Raw genomic sequence first — 21,150 nt, forward strand, 5'->3', positions numbered from 1 at the left:
TCAGCCAGCCCTCATGGTCCCAGCGCCGTTCCATGATCGCCAACGACGGGCGGGACGCCGCGCCGGCGGCGTCCCGCTCCCTGACGACCGGTCGACGAGGCGGCGGGGGGTCGGGGGAAGGGGACGTCGCGGCGGTACGGGCCCGGCGGGAACGGCCCTCGGGACGAACGGCGCACCCTCGAACCGGGCGCGAGCCCCGGCGAACGGCGGCGGGACGTACAGCCCCCGGAACGACCGACAGCGTCCGGAACCGGCCCGCGGGCGCGCACGGCCTCGCGGCGTCAGGAGAGGCGGCCGCCTCTGCGCGGTTGTGCAATGGCGGTAGGACGGACACGGACCGGAGGTGCCATGGACGACGACGGCAGGACGCGCGCGGTCCGGGGCCGGCGCTGGTGTGCGCGGCTGGCGATCCTCGCGGCCGCCGCGGCCGTCGTGCTGCTCGTGGCCTCCGGGCTCGGCGGCATCGCGATGGTGCTGCTGGTGCTCGCCGGGACGGTGGTGACGGCGGCGGCCCTGTGGTGGGCACTCACCCGGCGCGGGCCGGTGCGGGTGCTTGCGGTGCTGCTCGCGCTGGCCGCACCGCTGACCGTCATCTGGCTGCAGGTCCGTTCGGGGGTGCTGTGGGTCATGGTGCTGTGTCTCGCCCTCGGGGCGGTGGCCGCCTGGGCGGGCTGGGAGGCCCTCGCCCTGGACGCCCGGCGCAAGGCCCAGCCCACGACGGCCGCGGAGCGCCCCGCACGCCCGTTCCTGATCATGAACCCGCGTTCGGGCGGCGGGAAGGTGGAGCGCTTCGGGCTGAAGGCGAAGGCGGAGCGTGCCGGGGCGGAGGTCTTCCTACTGGATCCGGACCACCCGAGCGACGTCGCGGCCGTGGCCCGGCAGGCGGTCGCCGACGGCGCGGACCTGCTCGGGGTGGCCGGCGGGGACGGTACGCAGGCGCTGGTGGCGGGGGTGGCGGCCGAGCACGGGGTGCCGTTCGTGGTGGTCCCCGCCGGGACCCGGAACCATTTCGCGCTGGACCTGGGGCTCGACCGGGACGACCCCTCGCGGGCGCTGGAGGCGCTGACCGACGGGGTCGAACTCGTCGTCGACCTGGGCATGGCCGGCGACCGGGTGTTCGTCAACAACGCCTCGTTCGGGGCCTATGCGCTGGTCGTGCAGAGCGACGCGTACCGCGACGACAAGGTCGGCACCGCCCTTCAACTGTTCCCCGACGTGCTGACGCACCGGGCCGGACCGCGGCTCACCGTGCGGGCCGCGAGGACGACGCTCGACTCCCCGCAGGCGGTCCTGGTCAGCAACAACCCCTACCGCGCCGGGGACCGGACCGCTGTCGCGCGCCGGGACCGCCTCGACCGGGGCGTCCTGGGGGTCGTGAGTGTGACGGTGGACAGCGCCGCCCAGGCCGCCGGGCTGTTGCGCGGCGAACGTGCGGCCGGGTTCACGGCCCTCACCGCCCACGAGGTCGTCGTGGCGGCCGACGCGCCGGAGGTGCAGGTCGGCGTGGACGGGGAGGCCCTGACGATGCCCGTGCCGGTGCGCTGCACCGTCAAGCCCGGCGCGCTGCGGGTACGCGTCCCCCGCCACCGGCCCGGGGTCCCCCTCGCCCGGCCACGGCTGAACTGGCGCCGACTGGCGATGCTGGCGCTGGCACGCTGACACGGCCACCGGCGGATCGGGGCCGTCGACGGGTAGGGGCGGACCGATCCCCTCCGGCCGCACACCGCCGCGCCGGAGGCCACGCCCCCGGCAGGATGCGACGCACCACCGCGCAAGCGAACCCCGCCCGGCCCGCACACCGCCGGCGCTCACCCCGGCAGGGCGGACGCGCTCGGCGTACGCGCCCCGCGACGGCGCGTACGCCTGCGGCGCACACTCCGGTTCACGCCTCCCGGGCGAAGGCCTCCAGGATGCGTTCCGCCGCGAGGGTGGCGGTCAGTTCGCCGTCGCGGACCTGCTGTTCGAGGGCGGGGCCGAGGGCCCGTACCGTCGGGTGGGCACGCAGGCGTCCGAGCAGTTCGTCCCGCACCATCGCCCAGGCCCAGTCGACCTGCTGCTCACGGCGCTTGGCGACGAGGCGGCCGTCCGCGTCCAACAGGGCGCGGTGCTGCTCCAGCCGGTCCCACACGGTGTCGAGCCCGCTCGACTCCCGCGCGCTGCAGCTCAGCACGGGCGGGGTCCAGGCGGCATCGGCCGATGGGGTATCCCCAGGTCCAGCGGAGCTGAGACCGTGGGGACGCATCAGCCGCAGCGCGCCCGCCAGTTCGCGCGCGGCGGCGCGGGCGTCGCGCTCGTGCGGCCCGTCGGCCTTGTTGACCGCGAGGACGTCGGCCAGTTCCAGGACGCCCTTCTTGATGCCCTGGAGCTGGTCGCCGGTCCGGGCCAGGGTGAGCAGCAGGAAGGAGTCGACCATCCCGGCGACGGCCGTCTCGGACTGGCCGACGCCCACGGTTTCCACCAGGACCACGTCGTAGCCGGCGGCCTCCATCACCACCATGGACTCGCGGGTCGCCTTGGCCACTCCGCCGAGCGTGCCGGCCGAGGGCGACGGCCGGACGAAGGCCGCCGGGTCCACGGCCAGCCGCTCCATCCTCGTCTTGTCGCCGAGGATGGAGCCGCCGGTGCGGGTGGAGGACGGGTCGACGGCCAGCACCGCCACCCGGTGGCCGAGCCCGGTCAGCATCGTGCCGAAGGCGTCGATGAAGGTGGACTTCCCCACCCCCGGCACTCCGCTGACACCGATCCGCCGTGCGCTGCCGCTGTGCGGCAGCAGTTCGGTCAGCAGTCGCTGGGCCGCGGCGCGGTGGTCGGGCCGGGTGGACTCGACGAGGGTGATGGCGCGGGCGACGGCCGCCCGCTTCCCGTCGAGCACGCCCTTGGCATAGGCGTCGATGTCGACTTCCCTGGCCATCCGCGGCTACAGCTCGTCGTGGCCCAGCGCCGCGGCCAGGCGCTCGACCAGGTCGTGGGCGGCGTCGGGAATGACCGTGCCCGGCGGGAAGACCGCCGTCGCCCCCATCTCCAGCAGGGTCGGCACGTCCTGCGGCGGGATCACCCCACCCACGACGATCATGATGTCGTCGCGCCCCTCCTCAGCGAGCTGCTCGCGCAGCGCCGGGACGAGGGTGAGATGTCCGGCCGCGAGCGACGAGACGCCCACGACGTGCACGTCCGCCTCGACCGCCTGCCGGGCCACCTCCGCCGGGGTCTGGAACAGCGGGCCGACGTCCACGTCGAAGCCCAGGTCGGCGAACGCGGAGGCGATCACCTTCTGGCCGCGGTCATGGCCGTCCTGGCCCATCTTGGCCACGAGGATGCGCGGACGGCGCCCCTCCGCCTCCTCGAAGCGGTCGACCAGTGCACGCGTGCGGTCCACGGAAGGGGACTCTCCTGCCTCGTTGCGGTACACGCCGGAGATCGTACGGATCTGGCCCGCGTGCCGTCCGTACACCTTCTCCAGGGCGTCGGAGATCTCGCCGACGGTGGCCTTCGCCCGGGCGGCGTTCACGGCGAGCGCGAGGAGATTGCTCTCCGGGCCGGCCCCGGATTCCCGTCCGGCCGCCTCGGTCAGCGCGCGCAGCGCGTCCTGGCAGACGGCCTCGTCGCGCTCCTCGCGCAGCCGCCGCAGCTTGGCGATCTGCTGGGCGCGCACGGAGGAGTTGTCGACCTTGAGGACGTCGATCTGCTCGTCGTTCTCGACCCGGTACTTGTTGACCCCGATGACGGGCTGCCGCCCTGAGTCGATACGGGCCTGGGTGCGGGCCGCCGCCTCCTCCACGCGCAGCTTGGGGATGCCGGCGTCGATGGCCTGCGCCATGCCGCCGGCGGCCTCGACCTCCTGGATGTGCTGCCAGGCCCGGCGCGCGAGGTCGTACGTCAGCTTCTCGACGTACGCGCTGCCGCCCCAGGGGTCGATGACGCGGCAGGTGCCGGACTCCTGCTGGAGCACGAGCTGGGTGTTGCGGGCGATGCGGGCGGAGAAGTCGGTCGGCAGGGCGAGCGCCTCGTCCAGGGCGTTGGTGTGCAGCGACTGCGTGTGGCCCTGGGTCGCCGCCATGGCCTCCACGCAGGTGCGGGTGACGTTGTTGAAGACGTCCTGCGCGGTGAGCGACCAGCCGGAGGTCTGCGAATGGGTGCGCAGCGAAAGCGACTTGGTGTTCTTCGGCTCGAACTGCTTGACCAGCTTGGCCCAGAGCAGCCGGGCCGCGCGCATCTTGGCGATCTCCATGAAGAAGTTCATGCCGATCGCCCAGAAGAAGGACAGACGCGGTGCGAAGGCGTCCACGTCGAGGCCGGCGTCGCGCCCGGCGCGCAGGTACTCCACTCCGTCGGCGAGGGTGTACGCCAGCTCCAGGTCGGCCGTCGCACCGGCTTCCTGGATGTGGTAGCCGGAGATGGAGATGGAGTTGTAGCGCGGCATCCGCTGCGAGGTGTACGCGAAGATGTCGGAGATGATCCGCATCGAGGGCCGAGGCGGGTAGATGTAGGTGTTGCGGACCATGAACTCCTTGAGGATGTCGTTCTGGATGGTCCCGGCCAGCTTCTCGGGCGGTACGCCCTGCTCCTCGGCCGCCACGATGTAGAGCGCGAGTACGGGCAGCACGGCGCCGTTCATCGTCATCGACACGGTCATCCTGTCCAGGGGGATGCCGTCGAAGAGCTGCCGCATGTCGTAGATGGAGTCGATGGCGACGCCGGCCATGCCGACGTCACCGGTCACGCGCGGGTGGTCGCTGTCGTAGCCGCGGTGCGTGGGCAGGTCGAAGGCGACCGACAGGCCCTTCTGGCCTGCGGCGAGGTTGCGCCGGTAGAAGGCGTTGGACTCCTCGGCCGTGGAGAAGCCCGCGTACTGGCGGATCGTCCACGGCTGGTTGACGTACATCGTCGGGTACGGGCCGCGCAGGTACGGCGCCACGCCCGGGTAGGTGCCGAGGAAGTCCAGGCCCTCCAGGTCGCGTCCGGTGTAGAGCGGCTTGACGCCGATGCCCTCCGGCGTCTCCCACAGCAGGTCGTCGGCGCTGCTGCCGGTGGACTCCTTCACGGCGGCGCGCCACTGCTCCTCCGTGGCCGCGGCGGGCGGGGTGCCCTCGCCGAGGGCGACCTCGGAGAAGTCGGGGATCTGCGTCACGGGGCCACTCCCATGCGGTCGAGAACGGAGGACAGGACGCCGACGGCGTCGCAGCCCGCGAAGACGTGGGCGTCGACACCGGCGTGGTCGCCCGGCCGGCCGGCCAGGAACACCTGCTCGGCACCGGCGGACCTGAGTGCTTCGGCGACCTCCTCGGCCTGCTCCTCGTACAGCGCGTCGCTGGAGCAGAGGCAGGCGACGGCGGCGCCGCTGCGCGCGAAGGCGTCGGCGGCCGTGGCGGCGTCGACCGTCACCGGGTCGTGGACCGGCTCGACGCCGCCCGCCTGGAACAGGTTCGAGGCGAACGCGGCGCGTGCGGTGTGCGCGGAGGCGGGACCGAGCGCGGCGAGGAAGACGCGGGGGCGCGAGCCGGTCGCGGCCAGGTGCGCGTCGGAGCGGGCCCGCAGGGCCTCGTAGTCCTCGTCGCGCCGGACGCGGGGCAGGCCGCCCTCGCTGCGGGGGACCTCCGGGGCGGGCTCGCGCGCGACGGGCTTCTCGGCGAGGAACGGGAACTCGCTGACACCGGTGACGGGTTCACGGCGCTCGGCGAGCCTGCGCTTGCGCTCCTCCCAGGTGGCCGCGATGCGTTCGCCGACCAGGCCGGAGCGCAGGGCCTCGCCCTGACCGCCCGCACGCTCCAGCTCCTGGAAGAACGCCCAGGCGGCGTGGGCGAGTTCGTCGGTGAGCCGCTCGACGTACCAGGAGCCGCCCGCGGGGTCGGCGACCCGGCCGAGGTGCGACTCCTCCAGGAGGATCGAGGAGGTGTTGCGGGCGATACGGCGGGCGAACGCGTCCGGCAGGCCCAGTTCGTGGTCGAAGGGCAGCACGGTCACGGCGTCCGCGCCGCCGACTCCCGCGCCGAGGCAGGCGATCGTGGTGCGCAGCATGTTCACGTACGGGTCGCGGCGGGTCATCATCACCGGCGATGTCACCGCGTGCTGGCGCTGGGCTGCGCCCGCGTCCCCCGAGGCACCGGACACCTCGGCGACGCGCGCCCACAGCCTGCGGGCGGCGCGCATCTTGGCGACGGTGAGGAACTGGTCGGCGGTGGCGGCGTAGCGGAACTCCAGCTGCCGGAAGGCGGTCCCTGCCTCCAGTCCGGCCGTGGTGAGGGCCCGCAGGTAGGCGACGCCGGTCGCGAGCGAGGTGCCGAGCTCCTGGGCGGCCGAGGCGCCTGCCTCGTGGTAGGGCAGCGCGTCCACGGTGAGCGCGCGCAGTCCCGGGTACCGGTCGTGGACGCGGTGGGCGAGCTCCACGGCCGCTTCGGTGTCCACGGGGTCCCCGGTGCGGGCGGACAGGCCCAGCGGGTCGGCGCCGAGGTTGCCGCGCGCCTCCTCGCGGGGGACGCCGCGCTCCTCGTACAGCCGCAGCAGTTCGGACGCGGCGGCAGCGGTCTCCGCGCCGGCGTCGAGGACGACCGGCGCGAGGTCGAGATAGACGCCGTCCAGGGCCTGTGCGAGGCCCGTCACGGGCACGCCCGCGGCGCCGACGGTGAGCCAGAGCGAGGTGACGCCGTTCTCGAGGTCCGTGAGCACGGCCTCGTTGGTGCGGCCGGCGTCGGGCCGTCCGTGGCGCTGGCGCACGTCCCAACCGCCGACGGGCCGGCCACCGCGCACATAGGGCGCGAAGCCGGGATAGCCGGCGTCGGGCGCGGCATCCCGCGCGGTGTAGAGGGGGCTCGCCACGAGCCCGTCGTCCAGGGCTGTCGCCAGCGCCTCTTCGGCCGCCGCGCCCGACACGTCCTTGCCCGATTTGCGCAGCACACCCTCGACGAGGCGCTGCCACTGCTCATGGGTGGCGTCGGGGAACTCGGCGGCGAGCGTAAGCCCGTCATCAGGCAGAACCGTCATGCTCGGATGCTAGGGCAGGGTTACGGATGAGCAGCAGAGGAGACGGCTGTGACCTTGCTCGCTGATTTGGCACTCAGTGCCGCCACCGAAGCCCGCCGCGGGCGGAATGTCCGGTGTGTACCGCACGAACCGCTTCTGATGCCTCGTCGGCGGAAATCCGGCGCGAACCGGCCTCAATGGCCCGAGAGCAGTTTCACCGCGATGACGCTCACCCCGATGACGGTGTCCACGATCCCGGAGAGGAACGCGCTGAGCGGGCCGTTGCCCATGCGCAGTCCGGTCCGCCAGCCCCAGAGGAACAAGGTGGCGACCTCGACCGCCGCACTCAGGAGCAGCGCGGTCCCCAGGTCCAGCGCGCCCAGCGCCGAGACGCCGATCAGCGCGAGCGGACCCACCGCGGTGAGCAGCAGCGGGCTGGAGACATGCAGCGCGGCGCGGATCTCCTGGCGGTTCGCGGCGCGCCCGGTGAGCGCCCGGTGCGACTGCTCGTCGGCGACGAGGGTGGCCAGCCAGACCCCCAGCGCGGTCACGGCCACGGTGAGGGCGGACTCCAGGAGCTCGGGGTGTGCCGTCTCGGCGAGGGCGACCACGACGGCGGTGAGCGTGATGGTCGCGTAGATGCGTTCCTTGAGCCGCGCCGCAGCGGTGTCGCCCGCCCGGGCGGCGGTGGCCACCGCCTCCGGAGTGGCCCCCGGGCCCTGCTGTGCCGACGCCACCATCGATCACCCGCCCTTTCCGATGGCACACCGTAGGGGCCGGTGGGGGGCTCGGGCGCGGCGCAGCGCGGGGGTTGCGCCGCTCGGGGGAGGCGGGCCCGGCCCGGCGGCCCTTCGACCAGCAATGCGCCGTCGCACCGCCGGCCGCGTCTCCTTCAAGCAGCGGTCGCTCCGAGCCGAGCCCGGAGGCTGTCGGCCTTCCTGCTCACCCGCTCACCCGCTCGCCCCGGTCGCCCGGTCCGCGCCGGTCGCCCCGCTCAGCAGTGCGGCGAGACGGACGGCGGTCTTCTCCCCGGCTCTCTGCCTGATCAGGCCCTCTTTGGCAGCTGCGCGAAGCCGGACCTCCGAGCCGTCCTTGTCGACCTTCAGCACCCGTGCGGTCACCACCACGGGATTCAGACCGCCGGCACCGCCGCCGGCAACGACGCGGATCGTCTCCTCGTCCTCGACCTCGGCCGCGCCGACCGGCACGGTTCCGACCGCGCGGCCCGCCCTTCCGAGCACGCCGGAGACGCGCTTCACCACGTCGTCGAACGGCAAGGGCACGAGCAGGTCGATCTCATGGACGTTCTTCCTCATCAGATTGGCCACAACCCGGACCAAGCGACCGCTGCCCCCACCCACCGCGCCGAGCGAGGCAAGCTCGTCAGCCAGGATCTGGTCCTCGCTCAGGTCCACGCATCCACCCCCACCACTGGTTCGGCCCACCAGGCTGCCACATGCCCTCGGCGCCCACGGCGGTCGGAGCTCGGCGCGTGCCCGGACCGGGCCCCGGAACCGCGGGCGTCCCTCCCGCGTGGGAGCGCGGTCGGGCCCCGGGTGCCGCCGTCAGTGGCCCCGTGCGGGCGCCGGTCCACCGCCCCGGCACCGACCTCGTGCCGCCGTCAGTGCCCCGCGCCGCGCGGCACGGCGAAATCGGTGAGGAGGGAGCCCCCGGGGGCGGCTTCGGGCCACGACCTCTGCTGGGTGAGCACCGCGATGGCCGCGGTCGGGAACTTCTCCTCGACCCGCTGGAGGGTGTCGCCGAGCCCTTCCGACGCCATCAGCAGAACGAACTCCTCCAGCGCCGGGTTGTGGCCGACGAGGAGCAACGTGGCCACGTCGTCCGGGGTTTCCCGTACGACGGCGAGCAGGTCCGCGGCGTCCGCGCCGTAGAGACGAGGGTCATGGCGCGTCCGCGGGCCGGTGGGGAGCTCCCCGGCTGCGAGGTCCCAGGTCTCGCGGGCCCCGTACGGCGGGTGAGCACAGCACCAGGTCCGGGACGCAGTCGGCGTCCCTCAGCCAGCGGCCCGCGGCGGGCGCGTCGCGCTGCCCGCGCTCGGCCAGCGGCCGTCGCACGTCGGGCACGCCGGGCGGCCGGGCGGACTTCGCATGCCTGAGGACGACCAGTCGTCGGAGAGTCATGGGGCCTCCACCCGTCGGGCCTCCACCCGTCGGTGAGCGGCGACAGTCTGTGCGCCGCAAGCTTTCCACCCCCCGGCGGCCCGGGCCAGTGCACGCACGCGGTTGCCGCGGCTCGGCTGCCGGGAACGCGCTCGCCGCTCCCCGGACGGCGGTCGGGTGTCGTGCCGGGCCCCCACCTCCGGCGAGCCCGGGGCCCTGGCGGGAGTCCGGGGCTGCCGGAGCGGCGGCTTCCCGATGTGATCGAGCCGAGGATCCGCACCCCGCGCCCCGGTGCACTCCGGCGCGTTGCCGGGCAGGCCGTGCGGGGTGAGGTGGCCGAGGACGGCGAGGGCAATGGTCTCCTTCTCCGGCGAGGGAAGCACGGGTTCGTCCGACGTCCGCGGGGCGACCCCGGCCGGCCCGTCCCGGAGCATCGCCGTCAGCACGGGGTTCCGGGTGCCTCCGCCGGAGGCGACCACCTCGGTGGCGCCCGGCGGCCGGACCGCGTCGGCGACGGTGCGCGCGAAGAGCCGGGTCACGGTGGCGACCGCGTACTCGGCCGGGAGTCCGCCGAAGCCCGCCGGCACCGCGCGCAGGTAGCCGCGGTGGAACGACTCCTTGCCGGTGGTCCGGGGCGCGGGCCTGCGGCAGTACGGCGCGTCGAGCAGTCCGAGCAGCAGGGGTTCGTGGACGCGGCGGGCGCTCGCGAGCGCCCCGCCGTCGTCGTGGGCGAGCCGTCCGGCCGTCGGCTTCGTGGACCGCGGCGTCGATGAGTCGTTGTGGGGCCCGGTGTCGAACGCGACCGGCTGTCCGCCGCGGGGCAGGGCGGTCAGGTCGGCGACTCCGCGATGTTCAGTGCGGCCGGCCGGTACGTGGGCTCCCCCGGGCCGCGTGCGCGGCGCGGTGTGGCCGTGTGCGGCGCCGGACCGGCTCCCCGCCCCGCACGGAGCCCCCTGTGACCGCGCAGTCCCCAGTGGTGACCTCCCCGTCGTGGAGGAGACTGGGAGCAGAGACCGGGAGCGGCAGAGACCGGGAGCGGACGGGGCTTCGACTCAGGCGAGGCTGGTTGCGATGGGCACAGGCGGCGTCACCCGGCGCAGGGACGGGCGCGAGCAGGCCGCGGCGCGGGGCTGGGCCAAGGTCGTGGTGAACGAGCGGGGCGTGGTGACCGGATGGAGCTCGGCGGCCCACCAACTGCTCGGCTGGCCGGCGGACCGGGTCCTGGGCCGTCCCGCCGTCGAACTGCTGGCCGGGGCGGACGAGGCGGCCTCTCACGGAGCGGGCCCGGAGCCCGGCACTCCCCCGCCCTCCGCCACCGGCACCGCCGTGCCCGACGGTTCCGGGCCCGGCCCCCGCTCCGCCCCTGGGACCGCCTTTGCCGCCCCCTCCGCCACCGGTTCCGGCTCGGACGTCGGCGGGGTGCTTCTGCGGCACCGGGACGGAGGGCTGCTCTCCTGCCGCCTGGGCATCCGCCCCGGAGCGGCCGGCGGGCCCGGCATCGGCTGGGAGGTGCTGCTCGGTCCCGCCTCGGCGGGACCGGCTCCCACGACCGGGACCCCGGGCGGGACCGGGACCGACACGGAGCTGGACAGGGCGCTGCTGGAGGCGCTGTTCAGCCGCTCCCCCGTGGGACTGTTCGTCGTCGACCCCGAACTCCGGCTCATCCGCATCAACCCCGCGGCCGAAGGCATGCAGGGTCTGGCCGTCGAGGAAGCGCTGGGGAAGCGGCCCGGAGAGGCGTGGCCCGACTTCAGCCCGGAACTCGCCGAGCGGGTGATGGGGCAGGTGCTCCGCACCGGCCGGCCGGTCATCGGCTGGGAGAAGCACGGCAGGCCGCCAGGGGACCCCGATCACGAGCACGTGTACTCGGCCTCCTCCTTCCGGCTCGAGGACGCGGACGGCCGCGTCCTCGGGGTCGCCGATGCCGCGATCGACGTCACCGAACGCCATCGGGCGCAGGAACGGCTGGCGCTGCTCGCCGAGGGCGGGGCCCGGATCGGGACGAGCCTGGAGGTCATGCGGACGGCGCAGGAGCTGGCGGAGGTGGCGGTGCCGCGGTTCGCCGACAGCATGGCCGTGGAGGTCCTGGAGGAGGTCCTGGCAGGCGAGGAGATCTTTCCCGGCGCGGTGCGCCCCGGGGCCGTGCTGCGCCGTGCGGCGTCCCTGGCGGACAGCCCGGCGGAACCGGCGGGCGTGTACGCGGACGGCGAGGTCAGTACCTTTCCGCCGGCCTCCCCGTCCCTCGATGCGCTCACCGACCTCCAGCCGCGGCTGGTCGACACCGTGGGGGCCGACAGCGCGTGGGTACTGCAGGACCCGGCGCGCGGCGCGCGGATCCTCCAGGACGGGATCCACTCGTTGATGGTCGTACCGCTCGTCGCCCAGGACCGGGTCCTCGGCATCGCCACCTTCTATCGCTGGGGAGCGCAGGGCCCCTTCCGGGACGACGACCTGACCCTCGCGACGGAGCTCGCCGGGCGCACGGCGGTGTGCCTGGACAACACGCGCCGCTACCTGCGCGAGCGCAACACGCTCATGGCACTGCAGCGCAGTCTGCTGCCCGGGGAACTGCCGCACCACCACGGGGTGGAAGTGGCCCACGAGTACGTGCACGCGGGCACGGGCGGCGACTGGGTCGACGTCGTCCCGCTGTCCGGGGCGCGGGTCGCCCTCGTGGCCGGCAGAGTTCCCGGACGCGGGGTCGCCACCGCCGCCGCCATGGGGCGCCTCCGAGCCGCGGTGCACACATTGTCGGATCTGGACCTGGAGCCTGAGGAACTGCTCGCGCGCATGGACGACCTGGTGCGGCGCCTCGACGGGGGCGACGGCCCGGAGGTGGTACTCGGCGGACGGCGTTCCGACGGAAACGAGGGGCCCTCGGCACCGGCCGCCCAGGGAGCCGGTGCCCCGGCCACCGGCGACGAGGCCGGGTGCACCTGCCTGTACCTGATCTACGACCCGATCTCGCAGCGCTGCGCCGTGGCGAGCGCGGGCCATCCCGCTCCGGCCGTGGCGCACCCGGACGGCACGGTCACCTACCTGGACGTGCCGGCGGGGGCACCGCTCGGCCGCCCGGGACCGCCGTTCCGCAGGACGGAGGTCGAACTGCCGGAGAACGCGATGCTCGTGCTCTGGACCCCTGGGCTGCTGCAGTCCCGGGCGGGGGACGCGCCGGCGGCCCGGGACCGGGAAGGGACACCGGTGGCCGGTGTCGGTGAGGCGGCCGGGGCACGGCTGCTGGGAGCGCTGGCGCGTGCCCCGGGTTCGGTGCGGGAGACGTGCCGGATGCTGCTGGAGGCCCTGGTCCCCGACCGGCCTCCGCAGGACGCGGCACTGCTCGTGGCCCGGACGCATGCGCTGGGCCCGGGCCGGGTCGCCTGCTGGGACCTGCCGAGCGATCCGGCCGTCGTCTCCACCGCCCGCTCGCTCGTCACCCGTCAGCTGTCCTCATGGGCGCTCGACGAAGCCGCGTTCGCCACCGAACTGATCGCGAGCGAGCTGGTCACCAACGCGATCCGGTACGCCAGGGCTCCGGTGCGGCTGCGCCTGATCCGCGACCACGTCCTGACCTGCGAGGTGTCCGACGGCAGCAGTACCTCGCCCCGGCTGCGCCATGCCCGCACGACCGATGAGGGCGGCAGGGGGCTGCTGCTCGTGGCACGGTGCTCCGAGCGCTGGGGTACGCGCTACACCGAGGACGGCAAGACCATCTGGGCCGAGCAGAACGTCGCCTGACGGCTGCTCGGCTCCGTCGGCACCCGCGTCCGCGCGGGCGTGCGCCGGTACGGGCATCCGGTCGCAGCGAAGCGGTACCTCGGCGCGGACGGCCCACCGGCCCCTCAGGCCGGCAGCGGCCTGCGATCGGCCCAGGGGCGGGCCTTCTCCAGCTCGGCTGCGAGGGACAGCAGTGTCGTCTCGTCGTCACGGCGGCCGACGAGTTGCACGGCGAGGGGCAGACCGCCGGCGGTGAACCCGGCGGGGACGGAGGCCGCGGGGTTGCCGGTGACGTTCCACAGCGCGCAGTACCCGATCATCGGCATGGACCGCAGGGCCGCCCGTACCGTACCCGTGCCCGTCAACCGGCCCTCCATGGGCGGGAGTCCGGCGATCGTCGGGGTGAGCAGCACATCGACCCGGTCGAACACGCGGTTCGCCTTGACCGCGGTCCTCTCCCCCTGGTTCACGGCCCAGCGCGTGACGGCGGGCCGGACCCAGGTGCCGAGGCGGACGGTCTCGCGGGTGCGGCGTTCGAGTCGGGCGTAGTCGTCCATCGCGAACGCCTCGGTGCGCAGACCGGCGAAGAACTGCGGTACGAACGACGCGGTGGGGTCGGGGTAGTGGGGGTCGATCTCCTCGACGTGGTGGCCCAGCCCGGCCAGCAGACCGGCCGTCCCCGTCACGGCCTCGACGACCTCCGGTGCCGGGCGCACCCCGCGCGCGGCGGGCCGGGTGGACCAGCCGATCCGGAGCCGGGGTGGTTCGGCGGCAGCGGCCGCCGCGAAGGAGCCGACAGGTTCGCGGGCACGGAACAGGTCCCCGGGGAGGGAGCCGCGGATCGCGTCGTGGACGAGGGCGGAGTCCTCGACCGAACGCGTCAGCGGGCCGATGACCCCGAGCCCCCACCACAGGTGGGGCTGCGGCGCGGTGCTCACCCGCCCGCGGGTGGGCTTCAGGCCGAACAGACCGCAGCAGGCGGCCGGGATCCGGATGGAGCCGCCCCCGTCGCCGCCGATGGCCGCCGGAACCAGTCCGGCCGCCACCGCCGCCGCCGAGCCGCCGCTGGATCCGCCGGGCGAGCGTTCCGTGGCCCAGGGGTTGCGGGTGCTGCCGTGCGCCGACGACTCGGTGAACGGGAACAGCCCGAACTCGGGCATGTTCGTCTTGCCGACGACGACCGCACCAGCGGCGCGCAGCCGTCGCACGACCTCGGAATCCGCGGGCGCGGGGCGGGTGTTGGCGGCGGTGCCGAAAGTCGTCACACGCCCCTCGACGTCGTTCTCCTCCTTGATCGCCACCGGTACGCCGTGGAGCGGGCCGCGCTCGTCCGCAGGGGTGGCGTCCCTGCGTCCGGCCTCGGCCAGCGCCTCCTCGGCCATGACTGCGGTGAAGGCGTTGAGGGTGCCGTCGTACCGTTCGATGCGGGCGAGCAGCAGCTCGGTGAGTTCCCGTGCCGACACCTCGCCGGAGCGGACGGCCGCTGCCTGTCCGGCCACGCCCGCGTACGCGAGATCGTCCGTCATGACCGGGAACGTACATCCCGGCGCCGCCGCCGATGAAGCGCCCCTCCCGGGTGATGCCGGTCACATCGCACTGACCGGAAGCAACGTCGGGGCGGAGGAGCGGCGTCGGGGCGAGGCGGGACGCCAAGGGCGCGAGGGGCGGGTCGGGCCGGGGCGGGACGTCGGGGCCGGGGCGGGACGCCAAGGGCGCGAGGGGCGGGTCGGGGCGGCGAGCCGCGTGGACGGAGCCTCCGCCCGCGCCCGCCCGCCGACGGCCCCCGGCCGTCCCGGGCCCGAACAGGCGCTCACGCCCAGGTCTGCGAGTAGTACTCCCGGTAGTTCCTGCGGCCCTGGGCCGTCTGGATCCAGCGGCTCACGATCAGCAGGACCAGGCTCGCACCGATGACACCGATGCCGGGGGCGACGGCACCGAGGGGGCCGAGCTCGGCGGCGATGTCCGTGACGATCCCCGGCCCGGACGTACCGCCCCACGGTGGAGCGGCACCGCCCCCGGCTCCCGCACCCGGCGCGGGGCTCTCGGGTGCCGGAGCCGACGGACCGCCCGGCGCCGCCGGCCTCCCGTCCGAGCCCGCGCCGCCCTGCGCACCGGGGGCCTGACCGATGAGTGCCACCCCGAGCGACGCCATGGCGCTGGTGACCGGCTGGAAGTAGGTGGTGCCGCCGCTGTCGCAGTCGCCGGTGCCGCCCGAGGTGACGCCGAGCGCGATGCCCTGGGCGAACAACGGGCCGCCGCTGTCCCCGGATTCGGCGCAGACCGTCGTCTCGATCAGCCCGCCGACCGTCCCCTCGGGGTAGTTGACGGTCGCGTTGAGCGCGGTCACCCGTCCCGAGCGCAGTCCCGTGGTGCTGCCGCTTCGGAAGACCTCCTGTCCGACGGACGGGTCGGCGGCCCCGCTGATCCGCACGCCCCTGTTCTCCCCGACGGCCACGATGTCGGCGACGGCCGGGTCGGGCACAGCGCTGTCGTCGTACCGCACCAGGGAGAAGTCGTCGCCGGGAAAGCTCCCGGCGACCGTGCTGCCGACCCGGTCGTTCCGTCCGCGGTCGCCGAACCACGTGGTGCCCACGGACCCGCAGTGTCCGGCCGTCAGGATGAACGACCGCTGCCCGTCGGTCACGTTGAACCCTGCGGAGCAGCGACTGTTCCCGCCGAACATCGGCGCGGCACCGTTCAGACGGGTGGTGAAGGTGCCCGGGCTGCGTTCCATGCGGACGAAGCCACCGATGTCCTCGGCGAGTTCGGTGAGCCGCGACCAGTCGGCGGCGGAGACCGTGCGGTCGGCGCGCACCACGACCTCGTTGGTGCGGTAGTTCACCGCCCAGGCGGTGCCCGTCACCCGGGGGGCTCCGCGCAGGGTCTCGGTGGCCGAGCGGAGTTCGTCCATGCTGTGGCGCACGGTCTTGGGGTTCGCCCCGGCCCGGCGCACCTCGGCCGCCGCGCCGGGGTCCGTCACCGCGACGACCGGGCGGCCGTCGGCCCCGATCCAGCTGCCGGCCGTACGGGACGTGCCGAGCCGTTCGACCACTTCCCCACCGGGGTCGGCGGCGCGTGTGACGGGCGCCGCGGCCGTGCCGGGGGGCCGTGTCTCCCCGGCCATGGCGTCGGAGACCATCAGCGAACCGCAGGCCAGCCCGCCGACCGCCGCCAGCCGGGCGATCCGCTGAAGGTTTCGTCGTGCGTGCCTCATCCGCGGCCCCAAGGTCGTACCGACACGGTGTCACCAGGTGTACGGAGCCCAGGAAGCGGCCTGGACCCCACCGTCTATACGCGGCCCGGCGCGGCGTCGTTCAACCGGGGTATCCATGGCCTCACGGGAGGGGGCGCCATGAGGGTGTTCGGACGGTGAGGGCGGCCGGGGCCGCGGTCTCCGAGAGCGAGCGGGAGCTGTTCGGCGGGCCACTGCGGTACGACACGGGTTGGGCCGAGCACGAACGGGCCCGGCTGGAGCTGTCGATGCCGGCCGCGGTGCGGGCGATGCCGAGGCTGGTCGGCGGGACGCTGCGCAGGGCCTGGCGCGCGGACCGTTCCGCTCTGGTCGCGGTCGCCGTGAGCGAGATCGGGCAGGGCGTCGCCGCGGCCGTGGGACTGCTCGCGGTCAACTCGGTGATGCACGCCCTGCTCGGCGGCGGCACGCCGGTCGACCGGCTGTACGCGGCGCTGCCGGCCCTGGGCGTCGTGGGTGTGGTCGGTGTGGTCAACGCGGGGCTCGCGTGCTGGTCCACGTCGCGGGCCGGCCGGCTGGAGCCGATCGTGGAGCGGCTTGCGACGACGGAGTACCTGGCGGCGGCAGCGGCGGTGGAACTGGAAGCCGTCGAGGACCCCGAGTTCCGCCGCCTCATCGACGTCGCCCAGTACGGCGCGGCCTCCGCCCGCCAGATGATCGGCGCCTGCGTCGCCGCCGTGAACGGGACCATCTCGCTGATCGCCGCGGGCGGTGTGCTGACGGTCCTGCATCCGGCGCTGCTGCCGATGCTCCTGCTGATCGCGGCCCCGCGCGGCTGGGGCGCCATGCGGGTGGCACAGGAGCGGTACGTGTCGGTGATGGTGTGGGTGGAGCACATTCGGGCGGGCCGTCTGCTGGGCACTCTGCTCACCTCACGCACCGCCGCGCCCGAGGTACGGGTTCACGGAGTGGGCGCGTTCCTGCTGGACCGCTATCGCGACATGGCGGAGAGCGCGGAGCGGGAGCAGAAACGGCTCGCGACGGACAAGGCGTTCACCGAACTCGCGGCGGCGGGCATGTCCGGGGTCGCCACGGTGGCGACGTACGCGTTGACGGGCTGGCTGATCGTGGCAGGACACATGGAGCTGGCGGTGGCCGGTACCGCCGTGATCGCGGTGCGTTCCGGCTCGGCGAGCCTCGGTGCTCTGGTCATGAACGCCAACCAGCTGCACGAGGAGGCCCTGTACGTCCACGACCACGACCGCTTCCTGGCGGAGGCCGCCGCGTACACCATTCCCGAGGGCGGCGTCGACGTGCCGGTCCGGGTGGGCGAGATCCGTGCGGAGGACGTCACCTACCGCTATCCCGACCGCGACGCACCGGCCCTGACCGGGGTGTCGCTGACGATCCCCATGGGGTCGGTCACGGCTGTCGTCGGGGAGAACGGCTCGGGCAAGAGCACCCTGATCAAGGTGCTCGCCGGGCTGCTGCTGCCCGGGACCGGCACCGTGCGCTGGGCGGGCGTCGACGTGGCCGGGCTCGACCGTGCCCAGGTCTTCGACCGGGTCGCCCTGCTCACCCAGGACTTCGAGCGCTGGCCGATGACGGCGGGGATGAACATCCGCATCGGCCGGCCCGGACTCTGCGGCTCCGCGGGGCACGTGGCCGCGGCGGTGCGCTTCGCGGGCGCCGGCGCGCTCGTGGAACGGCTGCCGCACGGGCTGCGTACCCTGCTGGCCCGGATGTTCCGGGGCGCGTCCGAGATCTCGGGCGGGGAGTGGCAGAAGGTCGGCCTCGCCCGTACGCATTTCCGCACCGACCGCTGCGCGGCGGACAGCCTGCTCATCGTCGACGAGCCCACGTCCGCGCTCGACCCCGAGGCGGAGATCGCCGCCTTCGACCGCATCCGGCAACTGGCCGGCCCGCGGCGCGCGATCGTGCTGGTGACCCACCGTATGTCCGGGGTGCGCCACGCCGACGCCATCCACGTACTCCACGGGGGACGGCTGGTCGAGCACGGCACCCACGACGAACTGATGGCTGCCGACGGCCGGTACGCGTCCATGTTCCGCACGCAGGCGGCGCAGTACGCGCCGGGGGCGGGACCGGGCGGGGCCCGGTCCCGCCCGGGATCCGTCATCCGGGGTGGGAGGGGCGCAGGGCCCGGCGGCCGGGTTTCCGGGACCGCGTGCGGCCGACGGAGCGGAAGGGCGGGCGGAGCACCGCGCACAGCCGGGACGGCCGACGCCGTCCGGCGACACGGCCGCGTGCGACGGCGAACGGCGAACGGCCACCGGGACGGGGTCCCCCGACCGGGCGGGTCCCCCCTGACCGGCCGGAATGTCCGCCTCACCGTCCGCGTTGAGGCGCCGTCCACGCCGGGGCACGGTCCCCGCTGATGCACGGTCGGCGTCCTCGGGGTGTGCCTCCGACGGCCGGGCGGCCGGGCGGCGGTTCCCGTCCGGGGCTCTCCCGTCCGGCGGTTCACCAGGTGCCGGCCGCTTCCAGGATTCGGTCGCGGACCGGAGCGACGCGGGGGTTGTCGGGTACGCCCGGGCGTTGGGCCAGGTAGCAGGTGTTGATGGGCGGGTCGTCGAGGTCGTGGAGAAGGACGAGGGCGCCCGAGGCCAGTTCGTCGAGGCAGAGATAGCGGGGCAGCACGGCGAAGCCCGCGCCCGCCGTGACGGCCGCGACGACACCCCGGAGGTCGGGGGCGGTGACGGCCGCGTGGCAGGACAGTCGGGTGCCGAAGGCATGGCGCCAGTACCGCCTGGCGATGGGCAGGTCCTCGGCGTACGTGATCAGCGGGACACGATGCAGTACCGAGGGCCCGTCGCTGCTCACGCCACCGCCGATCCGCTCCGCCCACACGGGGGCGGCGACGAGGACGAACTCCTCGTCCATCAGCGGCACGGCGGACAGCGTGCGGCCACGCGGCCGGCTGGTGGAGATGACGAGATCGTGGCGCCCGGCGCGCAGTTCGTCGAGGAGCGCGTCCGTGAGACCCATGGTCACGCGCAGCCGCACCCCGTCGGCGACGAGCGGGGCCAGGGCGGGCAGCACGCGGCTGCACAGCAGTTCGGCCGGACCCGCGAGGTGGACCGGCTCGGCGGGAGCGCCTTCGGGCGTACCCGCTCCGGTGGCGGCGGAGAGCGCGTCCAGGGGCGCGGCGATGCGCGCGGCGAGTTCGTCGGCCACCGGGGTCGGCGCGGCGCCGCGCGGCAGCCGTACGAACAGCTCGCGTCCGGACTGCCGTTCCAGGGCGCGCATCTGTGCCGTCACGGTGGGCTGCGACAGCCCCAGCAGAGGGGCGGCGGCGGTGAAGGAACCCGAGCGGTACACGGCGAGGAAGGTCCGCAGCAGGTTCAGATCGGCGGGGGAGGCCGGCGGCGGCGCGTCAGGCCCCGGGTCCCCGGCCGGTTCGTCGTCACGCGGGTCCGGCCCGTGCCGTTCGGGCCCGTCTCCGCCCGGGCCGCCACCGGCGTTTCCTTTGTCTCTCACCCCATGACCCTAGCCGCCGGAGGGCCGCGCAGCGCTGGTCCAAGCCATTGGAATCCCGATGACAGAGATAGGTCATCCCATTGGTGACCTATGACTGAGCTGGTCTACGGTCGGTGCCGAACGCATCTCCGGGCCCCGTTGCAGAGGGCCCGCTCCTCACTGGGAGTACCAAGCATGTCGAAGATCCTTTTCGTGATGACCGGCGCCGCCCACTGGACCCTGGCCGACGGCAGCCGCCACCCCAGCGGCTTCTGGGCCGAGGAGGCCGTCGCCCCCTACGAGGCGTTCAAGGCCGCCGGCCACGAGGTCGTCGTCGCCACCCCGGGCGGAGTCGTGCCCACCGTGGACCGGAGCAGCCTCGCGCCCGAGGTCAACGGCGGGCCGGAGGGCGCCGCGAAGGTCAGCGCCGGCCTCTCCGCGCTCATCGAGCTGCGGAGCCCGGTGAAGCTGGAGGACGTCGACGTCGACGAGTTCGCGGCCGTCTTCTACCCGGGCGGCCACGGCCCGATGGAGGACCTCGCCACCGACCCGGCCTCGGGTCGGCTCCTCGTCGACGCGCTGGACTCGGGCAAGCAGCTCGCGGTGCTCTGCCACGGCCCGGCCGCCCTGCTCGCCGCGACGCACGCCGACGGCTCGAACGCCTTCGCCGGCTACCGCGTCGCCGCGTTCACCAACGCCGAGGAGACCCGGGCCGGTTTCGCCGACCGTGCGAAGTGGCTGCTCCAGGACCGCCTGACGGAGGCGGGGGTACTGGTCCAGGAGGGCGAGCCCTGGGCCGCGAACGTCGTCGTCGACCGCAACCTGGTCACGGGCCAGAACCCGGCCTCCTCGGCCGGGGTCGCGTCCGAGGTCCTGAAGAAACTGGCCTGACCCTGGTTCCCGGTCGGCCGGGCTCGGGTTGACCGGGGCTCATCGGCCGGGGCCGGTCCCCGGAGTGTGCCCGGTCAGGGCACCGATGGTTGCTTCGACGGCCGGATTCCGCGGCTGCCGACGTGCCCCGGCGGGACGGCCGTCAGGAGTCCTGTGGGACGCTCTCCTGCGTCTGGCGGGCCTGCCGGGCTCGGAGGACCGCGGCCGTCCGGGCGCACCACTCGGACGTCTCCTGTTCGAAGCGCAGGCCCCGCAGGCAGGTCAGGTACGGGCCGAGGCGGTCCGCGGTGGCGAGGAAGGCGTCCTCGTCGAGCTCGCCGCGCAGCCGCCGCAGGAAGCGCTCGAAGAAGTCGGTCTTGGCGGCGGCCGTGGCGGCCCGTTCGTCGAGCTGTTCGATCACGGGTGCCATGGGCGCGCTGTCCACGGCCTGCACCTTGACCATGAGGTCGTCACGGATGAAGGACGGTTTCGCGGCGGTCTCCGCGAAGCGCGCCAGTTCCTCCAGGCCGTCGTCCGTGATGGTGAACAGCCGCTTCGGCGGACGGGATTCCTGGATCACCTGGCGGCCCTCGACCAGGCCGGCCCTCTCCAGTTTCGTCAGCTCCAGATAGAGCTGCTGGGGAAGGGCGTGCCAGAAGTTCGCCACCCCGAGGTCGAAGGCCTTCGCGAGCTGGTAGCCGCTGGACTCCCCGTCCAGCAGGGCCGCGAGCACCGCATGGCGCAGCGCCATGACTCCGCCTCCCGCTCCGTGTCGTTTCCCGGTCCGTACCGTCGGCAGCGTACTCAACGGCATGAGTA

14 protein-coding genes and 1 pseudogene are annotated in these 21,150 nt (G+C 74.3%); 4 read left to right on the forward strand and 11 right to left on the reverse strand.

What is annotated here, in order from left to right:
* Window positions 1-348: 348 nt before the first annotated feature.
* Window positions 349-1,659 (forward strand): diacylglycerol/lipid kinase family protein, encoded by a 1,311-nt coding sequence (locus O7595_RS02335; protein WP_269727044.1) that lies wholly within the window; start codon window positions 349-351, stop codon window positions 1,657-1,659.
* Between the two features lie 223 nt (window positions 1,660-1,882).
* Here O7595_RS02335 and meaB read toward each other — a convergent pair whose 3' ends face one another.
* The 7 genes and pseudogenes from meaB to O7595_RS02370 all read right to left on the reverse strand — a co-directional run bounded on the left by meaB (window position 1,883) and on the right by O7595_RS02370 (window position 10,087).
* Window positions 1,883-2,911 (reverse strand): methylmalonyl Co-A mutase-associated GTPase MeaB, encoded by a 1,029-nt coding sequence (meaB, locus tag O7595_RS02340; protein ID WP_269727045.1) that lies wholly within the window; start codon window positions 2,909-2,911, stop codon window positions 1,883-1,885.
* A 6-nt stretch (window positions 2,912-2,917) separates the two neighbouring features.
* Entirely contained in the window at window positions 2,918-5,128 is a 2,211-nt protein-coding gene (gene scpA, locus O7595_RS02345; RefSeq protein ID WP_269727046.1) for a methylmalonyl-CoA mutase, read from the reverse strand.
* Window positions 5,125-6,978 (reverse strand): methylmalonyl-CoA mutase small subunit, encoded by a 1,854-nt coding sequence (mutA, locus tag O7595_RS02350; protein ID WP_269727047.1) that lies wholly within the window; start codon window positions 6,976-6,978, stop codon window positions 5,125-5,127. Before mutA ends, scpA begins: the two co-directional genes overlap by 4 nt.
* A 173-nt stretch (window positions 6,979-7,151) precedes the next feature.
* Complete coding sequence (locus O7595_RS02355; RefSeq protein ID WP_269727048.1) at window positions 7,152-7,697, reverse strand: hypothetical protein; 546 nt, start codon at window positions 7,695-7,697, stop codon at window positions 7,152-7,154.
* A gap of 210 nt (window positions 7,698-7,907) precedes the next feature.
* Window positions 7,908-8,372 carry a hypothetical protein gene (locus tag O7595_RS02360; protein WP_269727049.1) on the reverse strand — a complete coding sequence of 155 codons (465 nt, stop codon included), beginning with the start codon at window positions 8,370-8,372 and terminating at the stop codon, window positions 7,908-7,910.
* A 206-nt stretch (window positions 8,373-8,578) separates the two neighbouring features.
* Window positions 8,579-9,098, reverse strand: a pseudogene (locus tag O7595_RS02365) (SixA phosphatase family protein).
* Window positions 9,095-10,087, reverse strand: a complete 993-nt coding sequence (locus tag O7595_RS02370) for an anhydro-N-acetylmuramic acid kinase (RefSeq protein ID WP_332328345.1) — start codon at window positions 10,085-10,087, stop codon at window positions 9,095-9,097. Before O7595_RS02370 ends, O7595_RS02365 begins: the two are co-directional and overlap by 4 nt.
* Before the next feature lie 61 nt (window positions 10,088-10,148).
* On the opposite strand from O7595_RS02370, the gene O7595_RS02375 reads away from it, so the two are divergent.
* The gene (locus tag O7595_RS02375) at window positions 10,149-12,812 is read left to right on the forward strand and encodes a SpoIIE family protein phosphatase (protein WP_269727050.1); all 2,664 of its coding nucleotides are present in this window, start codon (window positions 10,149-10,151) and stop codon (window positions 12,810-12,812) included.
* Window positions 12,813-12,916: 104 nt separating this feature from the next.
* Here O7595_RS02375 and O7595_RS02380 read toward each other — a convergent pair whose 3' ends face one another.
* Together O7595_RS02380 and O7595_RS02385 are read right to left on the reverse strand one after the other, a co-directional pair.
* A complete protein-coding gene (locus O7595_RS02380; protein WP_269727051.1) occupies window positions 12,917-14,317 on the reverse strand; it encodes an amidase in 1,401 nt (466 codons plus the stop codon).
* 284 nt (window positions 14,318-14,601) lie between these two features.
* On the reverse strand, window positions 14,602-16,005 hold the full coding sequence (locus O7595_RS02385) for a S1 family peptidase (RefSeq protein WP_269727052.1): 1,404 nt from the start codon (window positions 16,003-16,005) through the stop codon (window positions 14,602-14,604).
* A gap of 155 nt (window positions 16,006-16,160) precedes the next feature.
* Here O7595_RS02385 and O7595_RS02390 point away from each other — a divergent pair, with 155 nt between their 5' ends.
* Entirely contained in the window at window positions 16,161-18,380 is a 2,220-nt protein-coding gene (locus O7595_RS02390) for an ABC transporter ATP-binding protein (RefSeq protein WP_269727053.1), read from the forward strand.
* Window positions 18,381-18,465: 85 nt separating this feature from the next.
* Here the strand turns inward: O7595_RS02390 and O7595_RS02395 are convergent, their stop codons facing one another.
* Complete coding sequence (locus O7595_RS02395; RefSeq protein WP_269732337.1) at window positions 18,466-19,350, reverse strand: LysR family transcriptional regulator; 885 nt, start codon at window positions 19,348-19,350, stop codon at window positions 18,466-18,468.
* A 306-nt stretch (window positions 19,351-19,656) separates the two neighbouring features.
* Here O7595_RS02395 and O7595_RS02400 point away from each other — a divergent pair, with 306 nt between their 5' ends.
* Entirely contained in the window at window positions 19,657-20,352 is a 696-nt protein-coding gene (locus O7595_RS02400) for a type 1 glutamine amidotransferase domain-containing protein (protein WP_269727054.1), read from the forward strand.
* A 142-nt stretch (window positions 20,353-20,494) separates the two neighbouring features.
* Here the strand turns inward: O7595_RS02400 and O7595_RS02405 are convergent, their stop codons facing one another.
* The gene (locus O7595_RS02405; protein ID WP_269727055.1) at window positions 20,495-21,082 is read right to left on the reverse strand and encodes a PadR family transcriptional regulator; all 588 of its coding nucleotides are present in this window, start codon (window positions 21,080-21,082) and stop codon (window positions 20,495-20,497) included.
* Between the last annotated feature and the right edge of the window lie 68 nt (window positions 21,083-21,150).

The organism is Streptomyces sp. WMMC940, from assembly GCF_027460265.1.
GTDB lineage: Bacteria > Actinomycetota > Actinomycetes > Streptomycetales > Streptomycetaceae > Streptomyces.

Coding starts and splice junctions, on each gene's coding strand:
- O7595_RS02385 (WP_269727052.1), bottom strand. CDS start 16,005: ATGAGGCACGCACGACGAAACCTTCAGCGGATCGCCCGGCTGGCGGCG.
- O7595_RS02405 (WP_269727055.1), bottom strand. CDS start 21,082: ATGGCGCTGCGCCATGCGGTGCTCGCGGCCCTGCTGGACGGGGAGTCC.
- O7595_RS02400 (WP_269727054.1), top strand. CDS start 19,657: ATGTCGAAGATCCTTTTCGTGATGACCGGCGCCGCCCACTGGACCCTG.
- meaB (WP_269727045.1), bottom strand. CDS start 2,911: ATGGCCAGGGAAGTCGACATCGACGCCTATGCCAAGGGCGTGCTCGAC.
- mutA (WP_269727047.1), bottom strand. CDS start 6,978: ATGACGGTTCTGCCTGATGACGGGCTTACGCTCGCCGCCGAGTTCCCC.
- O7595_RS02375 (WP_269727050.1), top strand. CDS start 10,149: ATGGGCACAGGCGGCGTCACCCGGCGCAGGGACGGGCGCGAGCAGGCC.
- O7595_RS02380 (WP_269727051.1), bottom strand. CDS start 14,317: ATGACGGACGATCTCGCGTACGCGGGCGTGGCCGGACAGGCAGCGGCC.
- O7595_RS02335 (WP_269727044.1), top strand. CDS start 349: ATGGACGACGACGGCAGGACGCGCGCGGTCCGGGGCCGGCGCTGGTGT.
- O7595_RS02355 (WP_269727048.1), bottom strand. CDS start 7,697: ATGGTGGCGTCGGCACAGCAGGGCCCGGGGGCCACTCCGGAGGCGGTG.